The organism is Streptomyces sp. NBC_01363 (assembly GCF_026340595.1).
Classification (GTDB): domain Bacteria; phylum Actinomycetota; class Actinomycetes; order Streptomycetales; family Streptomycetaceae; genus Streptomyces.
Window position 1 is genome coordinate 2359697 of sequence record NZ_JAPEPF010000002.1, and the last position, 12722, is coordinate 2372418.

Annotated in this window: 2 protein-coding genes; one reads left to right on the top strand and one right to left on the bottom strand. The window is 71.9% G+C overall.

Features of this window, described 5'->3' with window-relative positions; genetic code table 11:
* Positions 1-3: 3 nt before the first annotated feature.
* Entirely contained in the window at positions 4-1668 is a 1665-nt protein-coding gene (locus OG611_RS38235; RefSeq protein WP_266430961.1) for an MFS transporter, read from the top strand.
* A gap of 68 nt (positions 1669-1736) precedes the next feature.
* On the opposite strand, the gene OG611_RS38240 is transcribed toward OG611_RS38235, so the two are convergent.
* Positions 1737-12704 (bottom strand): type I polyketide synthase, encoded by a 10968-nt coding sequence (locus tag OG611_RS38240; RefSeq protein ID WP_266430962.1) that lies wholly within the window; start codon positions 12702-12704, stop codon positions 1737-1739.
* Positions 12705-12722: the final 18 nt, after the last annotated feature.

Sequence of the window (12722 nt, forward strand, 5' to 3'; positions counted from 1 at the left end):
GCCATGAGCAACGCAGACACAGCGGCGATACAGCCGACCAGGAGGGCCGGGCGGAAGCAGTGGACAGGACTCGCCGTCCTCATCCTCCCCGTCCTGCTGGTCTCCCTCGACATGCAAGTGCTGTCCTATGCACTGCCGTTCATCAGCGCCGAGCTGGGCCCGAGCAGCGCGGAACTCCTCTGGATCGTCAACATCTACCCGTTCGTCCTCGCCGGGCTGCTCCTGACGATGGGCTCGTTCGGCGACCGGATCGGCCGCAGACGGCTCCTGATGATCGGCGCGGTCGTCTTCGGACTGGCCTCGGTGGTGGCCTGCCTCGCGAGTGGACCGGCCATGCTCATCGCGACCCGCGCCCTGATGGGGCTCGGCGGCGCCACCCTGATGCCGTCCACCCTGTCCCTCATCCGCAACATGTTCAGCGACGACGGGCAGCGTCGCATCGCCATCGCCGTGTGGACCGGCGCGTTCGCCGCCGGCGCCATCCTCGGCCCGCTCCTGGGCGGCGTACTCCTCGAACACTTCTGGTGGGGATCGGTCTTCCTGGTCAACCTGCCCGTCATGGCGCTGCTGCTCATCCTCGCGCCGCCGCTGCTCCCGGAGTCCAAAGCAGAGAAGCCCGGCAGATTCGATCTGTTCAGCGCCGCGCTGTCACTGGCCGCGGTACTGCCCGCCGTCTACGGCATCCAGAAGATGGCCGAGGACGGAGTGAGCGCGGTACCCGTCGTCGTCTTCCTCGTGGGTCTCGGCATCGGCTGGTACTTCCTGAGGCGCCAGCGCTTCCTGGCCGAACCCCTGCTGGATGTAGGGCTGTTCCGCGACCGGGCGTTCAGCGCGTCCGTCGCGACCAGCGTGCTCGCGATCTTCTCCCTCGTCGGGTCCGGCCTCTTCACCTCCCAGTACCTGCAAATGGTGCTCGGGTTCGGGCCGTTGCAGGCGGGGCTCTGGGCGCTGCCCGCCGCGGGCGCCGCCCTGGTCAGCTCCGCGACGGCCCCGCTGCTGGTGCGGTTCGTACGACCCGGAGTGGTCGTGACCGGCGGCCTGGTGGTCGCCGCCGCCGGGTACGGCGTGCTCTCCCAGCTCCACGCGAGCTCCGGTGTCGGAGTGCTCGCCCTCGGCACGGTGATCATGGCGGCCGGCATCACGCTGGTCATGACGACCACGTCCGACCTGGTCATCGCCACGGCGCCGGCCGACCGCGCCGGATCGGTCTCCGGACTGTCCCAGACCGCCACTGAGTTCGGTGGCGCCTTCGGCGTCGCCATCCTGGGCAGCATCGGGACCGCCGTGTACCGGCACGACGTGGCCCGGGAGGCTCCGGCCGGTCTGCCGCGCGACGCGGTCGGTTCCGCGAAGGACACGCTGGGCGGCGCGGTGGAGACTGCGCAGCACCTGCCGTCCCGTACCGGTGAGGAGCTGCTCGACGTCGCACGGGAGGCCTTCGCGCACGGGCTGCGCGTCGCCTCCTGGACCGCGGTCGGCCTGCTCCTCGCGATGGCTGTGACCTCACTGATCCTGCTGCGACACACGCGGGCGGGGGCTCCCGAGACGAGGGCGGAGGTCCCCGGGGCGGCGGGGGCTCCCGAGACGGGGGAGGTTCCCGAAGCGAGGGTGGGCGAGGACGGTGCGCGTGAAGGTGGCGCGTCTTCGAGGGTGCCCGGCCGCGGCTGAACAACAGTGAGGGCCGGCCCCCCAGCCGACGACCGGGGGCCGGCCCTCACCATGTGCCTGACGCGTGGTCAGTCGGTTTCCAGCTCACTGTCGAGCATGTCGAACAGCTCATCGGCGGAGACCGACTCCAACGCCGCCCGGTCGTCGGCCGGCGTCTGCCGGCTTTCCGGCTCCGAGACCTCGCCCCACTGCGCCGTCAGCGCCCGCAGCCGCGCCGCGACCCTGGCGTGCTCGGCCTCGTCCGGTGCGGCGCCGCTCATGGCGGCTTCCAGGCCGGCGAGTTCCGCCTCCAGCGACGAACCCTGGGCGGCACCGTCGTCGACCAGTTCGGCCCGCAAATGCCGGGCCGCGGCCAGCGGAGTCGGGTGGTCGTAGATCAGCGTGGACGGCAGCCGGAGCCCACTGGCACTGCCGAGCCGGTTGCGCAGCTCCAGAGCCGTCAGCGAGTCGAAGCCCAGCTCCACGAACCCTCGCAGCGGATCAAGTGCCTGGCCCCGTGCGTGACCGAGCACCTCGGCGGTGTGACTGCGTACCAGGTGCAGCAGCGTCCGCTCCTGCTCCTCGGCCGACAGCGACGCCAACTGGCTCACCAGTAGGGCGCCTTGTGACTCGGACGCCGCTCCGCCGCCGTTGTCCACGGCCCGGCGGGACGGGGCCCGTACCAGTGCGCGCAGCATCGCCGGTACGCCGTCGGTGCCGCTGTCGGTACGGGCGCGGGCGATGTCCAGAGCCATCGGCAGCAGTACCGGCCGCCCGGACGTGCCCCGAGCGAGCGCGGCGTCGAACTGGGCCAGGCCCTCGTCCGCCGCGAGCGCCCGCATGCCGGAGCGCGCCATCCGGCGCAGATCGGCGTCGGCGAGCTGGTCGCCCATCCCCGTCCCCGCGTTCCACAGACCCCAGGCCAGCGAGAGCCCGGTGAGCCCCTGCGCCCGCCGATGCTGGACCAGCGCGTCCAGGAAGGCGTTCGCGGCGGTGTAGTTGACCTGCCCGGCCGCGCCGAGCGTGCCCGCCGCGGAGGAGAAGAGCACGAACGCCGCCAGCTCCGCGTCCGCCGTCAGCCGGTGAAGATTGAGCGCCGCGTCCACCTTGGGGCGCAGTACCGTCTCGAACTGCTCGGGTGTCACCGAGGCCAGCGTCGCGTCGTCCAGTACACCGGCGGCATGCACGACGCCGGTCAGCGGACGTGTGGCCGGAATGCGCGCGAGGACCGCGGAGAGTTCGTCCTCGTCCGCCGCGTCACAGGCCACGATGTCGACGCTCGCGCCGAGGTCCGCCAGTTGGGCGGCGAGCTTGTCGGCCCCTTCGGCCGCCGGACCGCGGCGGCTGAGCAGCAACAGGTGGCGTACGCCGTGTGCCGTCACGAGATGACGGGCGAGGGCACTGCCCAGGCCGCCCGTTCCTCCGGTGACCAATACGGTTCCGTCGGCGTCGAGTTGGCTGCTCGCGCGGTCGGTACGGTCCGCACCGGTGGCGAGGCGTACGAGCCGGGGGACGAGCGCGGCAGCGCCACGCAGGGCGACCTCCGGCTCCCCGATCGACACGGCTGCCGACAGCGCCTTCCGTGACTCCGGCGTACCGTCCACATCCACCAGCGCCACCCGGCCCGGGTGCTCCTCGCGCACCGCGCGCACCAGGCCCCAGACCGCCGAGCCTGCCAGGTCGAGCACGTCCTCGGCCTCCTCGCCGGGACGGGACGCGGCGACGGCGCGCCGGGTGACGACGACGATCCGGGACGAGGCGAACCGTTCGTCCGTAAGCCACCGCTGGAGCAGAATCAGGGCCCGGCCGGTGGCGGTGCGTACCGCTGCGGACGACGCGGCGCCGGCATCGGGCTCGTCGTCGCAGTGGACCAGTACGTCGGCCGGTATTTCGGCCGGCAGGAGCGCCTCGGCACCCGCCAGCCACTCGGCCGCTCCGGGGTACGCGCCGGCCGGACGGATCGTGAGGACGTCCGCGCTCCCGACGGCCGGTCCGGGCAGCGGAGCCGGCAGCCAGTCCACGCCGTACAGCGGCTGATGGCCACCGTGCGGGCCGCTGCTGGAGATGAGCAGCTGTTCCGTGCTGAGGGCACGCAGCACAAGGGACTGTACGGAGGCGACCGGCTCGCCCTGCGGGTCGGCTGCGACGACGGACAGCGCGTTGGCGGCGGTACGGCTGATCCGCACCCGCAGCCGCGTCGCGCCGGACGCGTGGAGAGTCACGCCCTGCCAGGCGAAGGGGAGCAGCATGCCCGACTGCTCGGGTTCGTCGTCGTGGACGTCGGCGCTGCCCAGGTCGGCGGCGTGGAGTGCGGCGTCGAGGAGGGCGGGGTGCAGCCCGAACGCGCCCACATCGCCGTGGGCCTCTTCGGGGAGGGCGACTTCGGCGTAGACGGCGTTGTCATGGTGCCAGGCGGCCTTGAGGCCCTGGAAGGCGGGGCCGTAGTGGTAGCCCTGGGTGGCGAGGTCTTCGTAGGTGTGGTGCAGGGGGATGGGCAGGGCGCCGACCGGCGGCCACGTGGTGAGGGCGGAGTCGGCGTCGGGCGTGGGGGACTGGGTGGTAAGAGTGCCTTCCGCGTGCTGGGTCCAGGCCGCGTCCGCGGACTGGGGGCGTGAGTGGATGGTGAGGGTGCGGCGGTCGGACGCGTCAGGGGGCCCGACCGTGATCTGGAGCTGGAGAGCCTGCTCCGGGGCGAGAACGAACGGCGCCTGGAGGGTGAGCTCTTCGAGGTGGGGGGTGCCGGTGTGGTCACCGGCGTGGATGGCGAGTTCGACGAGAGCGGTGCCGGGGAGGAGCACAGTGTCCCCGATGGCGTGGTCGGCGAGCCAGGGGTGGGTCTGGAGTGAGACGCGGCCGGTGAGGATGGATTCGTCGGTGCCGGCGCGGTGGAGTACGGCGCCGAGCAGGGGGTGACGGGCGGAGGCCTGGCCGAGGGTGGTGACGTCGCCGGCGCCCGGGGCCGACTCCAGCCAGTAGCGCCGGCGTTGGAAGGGGTAGGTGGGGAGGTCGACCGGGCGGGTGGGGCGGCCGGTGTGCAGGGCGGGCCAGTGGACGGTGTGCCCACTGGTCCAGAGGCGGGCCAGGGCGGTGAGGGTCTCGGCCTGCTCGGGGCGGTTGCGGCGCAGGAGCGGGACGAACACGGCTGTGGTGTCGTCGGGGAGGGCGTCGGGGGCCATGGCGGTGAGGACCGCGTCGGGGCCGATTTCGAGGTAGGTGGTGATGCCTTCGGTGGCCAGGGCGCGTATGGCGTCGTTGAAGCGGACGGCTTCGCGGACGTGGGTCACCCAGTAGTCGGGGGACGTGAGCTCACCCGGCGTGGCGGTGCGTCCGGTGACGTTCGAGACGACCGGGGTACGGGGCTCGCTGTAGGCGAGGCCCGACACCACCGTGCGGAACTCGTCCAGGATCGGGTCCATCAGCGGGGAGTGGAAGGCGTGCGAGACCTTCAGGTACGAGGTCTTGCCGCCCTGGGCGCGTACCGCCTCCACGACCTTGTCGACGGAGGCCGCCGTGCCGGAGACCACCACTGCGCGAGGGCCGTTGACCGCCGCGATCGCCGCGTTGCCGACGCCGTTGAGGTGGGTGCGGACATCGTCTTCGGTGGCCTGGAGGGCGGCCATGGTGCCGCCGTCGGGCAGGGCCTGCATGAGCCGGCCGCGCGCGGCGACCAGGGTGCAGGCGTCGGCGAGGGAGAACACGCCGGCGGCGTGCGCCGCGCTGATCTCGCCGATGGAGTGCCCGGCCAGCAGATCAGGGCGTACACCCAGCGACTCCATCAGGCGGAACAGGGCCGTCTCGACAGCGAACAGGGCGGGCTGGGCGTACTCCGTCCGGTCCAGCAGCACCGCCGGGTCCGAACCCTCCTGAGCGAAGAGCACGTCTTTCAGGGGGTGGTCCAGCAGGGGGTCCAGGTATCCGCACACCTCGTCCAGGGCTGCCGCGAACACCGGAAAGGCTGCGGCGAGTTCGCGTCCCATACCGGGGCGTTGGGCGCCTTGTCCGGTGAACAGGAAGGCGGTCCTGCCGCTGGTGCGGGCGACTGCGCGGACGAGTTCGGTGGCGGGGGTGTCCTGGCTCAGGGCGCGCAGTCCGGTGCTGAGTTCTGCCAGGTCGGTGCCGGTGATGACGGCGCGGTGTTCCAGGTGTGCGCGGGTGGCGGCCAGGGCGTAGCCGATGTCGGCCGGGGCGGGGGCGTCGGTGCGTTCCAGGAGGTTGAGCAGGCCGGCTGCCTGGGCGCGCAGCGCGTCCGGGCTGGCGCCGGACACCGGCCAGAGCACCGGCCCGGTGGTGTCACCGCGCTTCGGCCCGGCCGTCTCGGCCGAGGCCGGTGCCGGTGCCTGTTCCAGGATCACGTGCGCGTTCGTACCACTGATCCCGAACGACGACACCGCCGCACGGCGGGGCTCTTCACCAGTCCAGGCCATCGCCTCGGTGAGTAGTTCCACCTGTCCGGACGTCCAGTCCACCTTCGATGACGGCTCGTCCACGTGCAGGGTCTTGGGCAGTATGCCGTGGCGCATCGCCATGACCATCTTGATGATTCCGGCCACGCCCGCGGCGGCTTGGGTGTGTCCCAGGTTCGACTTGATGGAGCCGAGCCGCAGGGGGCTTTCGGCGGGGCGGTTCTGGCCGTAGGTGGCGAGGAGTGCTTGTGCCTCGATGGGGTCGCCGAGGACGGTGCCGGTGCCGTGTGCTTCGACGGCGTGGATGTCGGTGGGGTTGAGGCGGGCGTTGTGGAGGGCTTGGTGGATGACGCGTTGTTGTGAGGGGCCGTTGGGTGCGGTGAGGCCGTTGCTTGCGCCGTCCTGGTTGACGGCGCTGCCTCGTACGACTGCCAGTACGTGGTGTCCGTTGCGCTGGGCGTCGGAGAGCCGCTCCACCAGCAGCATGCCGACACCCTCGGAGAGGCTCGTGCCGTCCGCCGCTCCGGCGAACGCCTTCGTCCTGCCGTCCGGTGCCAGATTTCGCGCCCTGCTGAAGTCGATGAACGTTTCCGGCGTGAACATCACCGAGACCCCGCCGGCGAGGGCCAGCGAGCATTCGCCGTTGCGCAGCGCCTGCACCGCGAGGTGCAGTGCGACCAGCGACGATGAGCACGCCGTGTCGACGCTCATCGCGGGGCCTTCGAGGCCGAGGGTGTAGGAGATGCGGCCGGAGGCGACGCTGCCGAGGCTGCCGTTGCCGAGGTAGGTGTCGACGCCTTCGGGGAGTGGGGAGTTGCCGAGGCGGGAGGCGTAGTCGTGGTACATGATGCCGGCGAAGACGCCGGTGCGGCTGCCGCGCAGGGTGTGGGGGTCGAGTCCGGCGCGTTCGAGTGCTTCCCAGGATGCTTCCAGGAGCAGGCGTTGCTGGGGGTCGGTGGCCAGTGCTTCGCGGGGGGAGATGCCGAAGAACTCGGCGTCGAAGTCCGCCGCGTCGTAGAGGAAACCGCCTTCGCGCGAGTGACTGGTGTTCGCCCCCAGCCCGCTGGTGTCGCAGATCTCCTCGATGTTCCAGCCTCGGTCTTCGGGGAAGGGTGAGATGCCGTCGCGTCCCTCGGCGAGCAACGCCCAAAGGTCTTCGGGAGAGTTGACGTCGCCGGGGAAGCGGCAGCTCATGCCGATGATGGCGATGGGCTCGTCGGGGGCCGCGCCAGGGGTGACGACCGGGCCGGTGTTCTGGGGCTCGTCGGTGCCGATCAGTTCGGTGCGGAGGTACTCCGCCAGGGCGACCGGTGTGGGGTGGTCGAAGACAAGGGTGACCGGCAGCCGGATTCCGGCCGCCGTGCCGAGACGGTTGCGCAGTGCCACAGCGGCGAGCGAGTCGAATCCCAGGTCCTTGAACGCGCGGTCCGGGTCGACGGCGTCGCCGCTCTCATGACCGAGAATGCCGGCGACCTGAGTGCGTACCAGATCCAGTAGCAGGCGGTCGCGTTCGGGCACGGACATCCGCAGGAGCTGGTGGGCCAGCGTGTCGCCGCCGTCCGCAGCCGCGGACGCTACGGAGCGCCGGGTCACGGGGCGTACCAGAGAGCTCAGCAGCGGTGGCAGGTCGCCGGGGCGTTCGCGCAGCGCCTTGAGGTCCAGCCGGATCGGCAGCAGGACAGGCGTCCCGCTGGACACGGCGGTGTCGAAGAGAGCGAGGCCTTCGTCTCCGGACAGGCCGCGCACGCCGGACTTTGCCATCTGCTCGACGTCTGCCGTCGTCAGATGGGTGGTCATGTTGGTGTTCTGGGTCCAGAGTCCCCAGGCGAGGGAGTGTGCGGGTTGGTTCTGGGTGTGGCGGTGGGTGGCGAGGGCGTCGAGGAAGGCGTTGGCGGCGGCGTAGTTGGCTTGTCCTGCGCCGTCGAGGGTGGCGGCTGCGCTGGAGTAGAGGATGAAGTGGGTGAGGTTGAGGTGTTGGGTGGTGTGGTGGAGGTGCCAGGCGGCGTCTGCTTTGGGGGTGAGGGTGGTGTTGAGGTGGTGGGGGGTTTGGTTGGTGAGGGTGGCGTCGTTGAGGGTTCCTGCGGTGTGGATGATGCCTTTGAGGTGGGGGGTGTTGTTGATGAGTTGGGTGAGTTGGGTGGGGTTGCTGACGTCGCAGGTGGTGAGGGTGATGTGGGCGCCGAGTTGGGTGAGGTGTTGGGTGAGTTGGGTGGCGTTTGGTGCGTGGGGTCCTTGTCGGCTGGCGAGGGTGAGGTTTTTGATGTGGTGGTGGGTGATGAGGTGTGCGGCGATGAGGGTGGCGAGTCCGCCGGTGCCGCCGGTGATGAGGAGGGTGTCTTCGGGGCCCCAGTCCTCGAAACCGGTGAGGGCGGGGGTGGTTGAGGTGTCGGGGTGGGGTGTGGTGGCTCGTACGAGGCGGGGTACGTAGGTTTCGCCGTTGCGCAGGGCCAGTTCCGGCTCACCACCCGACACCACCGCGGCGGCGAGCTGCCGCGCGGACTCCGGCGTGCCGTCCGAATCGACCAGGACGAAGCAGTCCGGCGTCTCGGCCTGTGCGGCGCGCACCAGACCCCACACCGACGCACCGACGACGTCCACCGGCAGCCCCTCGGGGCCTGCGGCGCCCTGGGTGACCACGGCCAGCCGGGAAGAGACCGGCCGGTCCTCGGCCGACCACTGCTGCAGTGCGGCCAGCACGGTGCCCAGCACTTCGCGCAGTCGCTGCGGCACCCGCTCCGCGTCCGTGATGTCGACCGGCGGGCAGGGGAGAACCAGCACCTCCGGTGCCGGCCCGTCCGGCCCGTCGGTGCGCGTTGCGTCGCCGGCCGGCAGCAGCGCGGCGGACACGGCAGAATCTGCGGTTTCGTCCTCGGACAGGAGAGCCCAGGGCACCGCGCGTGCCGATGCCGCTTCGCCCGCCTTCGCCGCCGCCTGCCACTCCACCTGGAACAGGGAGTCGCGGTGCGGTGCCGGGGTGGCCGACAGTCCGCCGAGCGCGACCGGACGCAGCATCAGCGCGTCGACGGATGCGACCGGCGCTCCCGTCGCGTCCGCCAGACGCAGACTCACCGCGTCGTCGCCGGCCGGGGAGACCCGTACCCGCAGTGCGGCCGCGCCCACGGCTCGCAGGCTCACGCCGCTCCAGCTGAAGGGCAGCCGGATCTGTCCGTCGGAGGTGTCGGAAGAAGTGTCGAACGGGCCGAGGCCCGCGGCGTGCAGGGCCGCGTCCAGCAGCGCCGGGTGCAGTCCGAACCTGGCGGCCTCGGCGCGGGCGTCCTCGGGCAGGGCGATTTCCGCGAACACCTCGTCGCCGTGCTGCCAGGCGGCGCGCAGCCCCTGGAAGGCAGGACCGTAGCCGTAGCCCTGGTCAGCGAGCCGCTCGTACAGGTCCGTCACGTCCAGCGCGGTGGCGCCTTCGGGCGGCCAGACGGCCGACGTGTCGGCAGCCGCGCTCGCATCCGGCGCCGTCTCGGACACGAGGAAGCCGCTGGCGTGCCCCGTCCATGCCGTCTCGGCGCCGTCGGTGTTCTCCGCTCCGGGGGCGGTCAGCGGGCGCGAGTGCACGGCGACCGGTCGCCGTCCGGTCGCGTCCGGTACGCCCACGAACACCTGGAGCTGGACGCCGCCCTTCTCGGACAGCAACAGCGGTGCGGTCAGGGTGAGTTCGTCGACCCGACCGCAGCCGACCTGGTCACCGGCGCGTACGGCGAGCTCCACCAGCGCGGTGCCGGGCAGCAGTACCGTGCCGCCGGCCGCGTGGTCGGCCAGCCACGGGTGGGAGTCGAGGCCGATCCGGCCGGTCAGGAGCGCACCGTCCGCGTCGGCCAGCCCCACCACCGCGCCCAGCAGCGGATGGTCGGCGGCGTCGAGCCCGGCCGAGGTCACATCCGCACCGCCCGCGTCCGGTCGCGGCCAGTACGGCCGGCGCTGAAACGGGTAGGTGGGCAGGTCGACCCACGCCGTGGTGTACGGCGTGAACAACGACTCCCAGTCCACGGCCACGCCCTGCACCCAGGCCTCGCCGAGCGAGAGCAGGAAACGGTCCATGCCGCCCTCATGCCTGCGCAGCGAACCGATGGCAGCGGTGGGCCGCCCGGCCGCCTCGCCGGTCTCCTGGATGCCCATGGACAGCACCGGGTGCGGGCTGGCCTCGACGAAGACGCCGTGGCCGTCGGCGAGCAGGGCCCGGGTGGTCTCCTCGAAGCGCACCGTCTGCCGCAGATTGCGGTACCAGTACGAGGCGTCGAGCTCGCCGGTGTCGATCAGCGACGCGGTCACCGTCGAGTAGAACGGGATGCGCGAGGGGCGGGGCGTGATGTCCGCCAGTACTTCCAGCAACTCCTGCTCGATGGACTCCACATGGGCGGAGTGCGAGGCGTAGTCGACCGGGATCCTGCGCGCCCAGATGTCCTCGGCCTGGAGCTCGGCGAGGAGCTCGTCCAGTGCGTCGGAGTCACCGGAGACGGCGACCGAACCGGCGCCGTTGATCGCGGCGACGGACAGTCGGCCGTCCCAGCGGCGCAGCCGCTCGGCGACCTGCTCGGCGGGGGAGGACACCGACATCATGCCGCCGGGGCCGGTCAGCCGGCGGGCGATGGCCTGGCTGCGCAGCGTCACCACGCGGGCGGCGTCTTCGAGGGAGAGGGCGCCCGCGACGCAGGCCGCGGCGATCTCGCCCTGCGAATGGCCCACCACCGCGGCGGGCTTCACACCGTTGGCGTGCCACAGTTCGGCCAGCGAGACCATCACGGAGAACAGCACCGGCTGGACCACGTCGACGCGTTCGAGGATGGGCGCGTCAGGTTCGCCCCGCAGTACGGCGAGCAGGTCCCAGTCGACGTAGGGGCTGAAGGCGTCCGCGCAGGCACGTATCCGCTCGGCGAACACCGGTGCCCGGTCCAGCAGTTCCAGGGCCATGTCGGCCCACTGCGAACCCTGCCCGGGGAAGACGAACGCGACCTTGGCCCGGCCGGCGGCGATGCCGCTCGCCAGGTTGTCCGGGGTGTCGCCGTCGGCGGTGCACCGCAGCCCCGCCAGCAGGCTGTCCCGGCCGTCGGCGACCAGCACGGCCCGGTGCTCCAGCGCGGCACGGGTGGTCGCCAGGGAGTGCCCGAGGTCCGCGGGGCGCAGTCCGAGGTCGGCCGCGACCCGCTCGGCGAGCCGGTCGGCCTGGGCGCGCAGCGCCGCTGCGCTCTTCGCGGTGATGAGGTAGGGCAGCGCGGCCGAGGTGTCCGGCGCGGCCACCGCGGGCGCTTCGGCTTCGGGCGCCTGCTCAATGATGACGTGCGCGTTGGTGCCGCTGAGGCCGAAGGAGGAAACCCCCGCGCGGCGGGGGCGGTCGCGCTGCCACGGCACCGGCTCGGTGAGCAGCTTCACCGCGCCGTCCTCCCAGTCCACCTTGGTGGACGGAGCATCCACATGCAGGGTCCTGGGCAGTATGCCGTGCCGCAGCGCCATCACCGACTTGATCACCCCGGCCACGCCTGCGGCGGCCTGGGTGTGCCCGATGTTCGACTTGACCGAGCCCAGCCACAGCGGGTTGTCGGCCGGACGCCCCTTGCCGTACGTCGCCATCAGGGCCTGTGCCTCGATGGGATCGCCGAGCACGGTGCCGGTGCCGTGCGCCTCCACGACGTCGACGTCCCCGGTGGACAGACCGGCGTCGGCCAGGGCCTGGCGGATCACCCGCTGCTGCGAGGGGCCGTTCGGGGCGGTGAGGCCGTTGCTGGCACCGTCCTGGTTCAGCGCGGAGCCGCGTACCACCGCGAGGATGCGGCGGCCGTTGCGGCGCGCGTCGGACAGCTTCTCCAGTACGAGCATGCCGGCGCCCTCGCCCCAGCCCGTACCGGCGGCGGCGTCGGCGAAGGACCGGCAGCGGCCGTCGAGGGCCAGCCCGCGCTGCCGGCTGAACTCCACGAACGTACGGGCCGTGGACATCACGGTGACGCCGCCGGCCAGGGCCAGCGAGCAGGTGCCCTGGCGCAGCGCCTGCACGGCCAGGTGGAGCGCCACCAGCGAGGACGAGCACGCCGTGTCGATCGATACGGCGGGCCCCTCCAGACCGAGGGTGTAGGAGATCCGTCCTGACACGATGCTGCCGTCGGTGCCGGTGACCATGAATCCTTCGGCACCCTCGGGCACCGTGCCCACCCGCACCGGGTAGTCGGTGGCCATGACGCCTGCGTACACCCCGGTCCGGCTGCCCGTCAGGCTGTGTGGATCGACTCCGGCCCGCTCGAACGCCTCCCAGGCGACTTCTAGCAGCAGTCGTTGCTGGGGGTCTGTGGCGGTCGCCTCGTGCGGGCTCATCCCGAAGAACGCCGGGTCGAACTCCGGCGCCCGGTGCAGGAATCCGCCCTGCCCGGTGTAGCTGGTGTGCGGCCGTACGCCGTCCGGGTCGTACACCCCGTCGAGGTCCCAGCCCCGGTTGTCCGGGAACCCGGTGATCGCGTCGGTGCCCGAGTCGACGAGCGACCACAGGTCCTCCGGAGACTCCACCCCTCCCGGGAAGCGGCAGCTCATGCCCACGATCGCCACCGGCTCCGCAGCGGCGGCCGTGGCCTCGTCATAGCGCCGGCGCAGCCGCTCGTTCTCCAGCAGCGATTTGCGCAGCGCCTCTGCGATCTTCTGGACAGGTGTATCCACGGTCGTCACTCGCACTCCTCGGTCGCT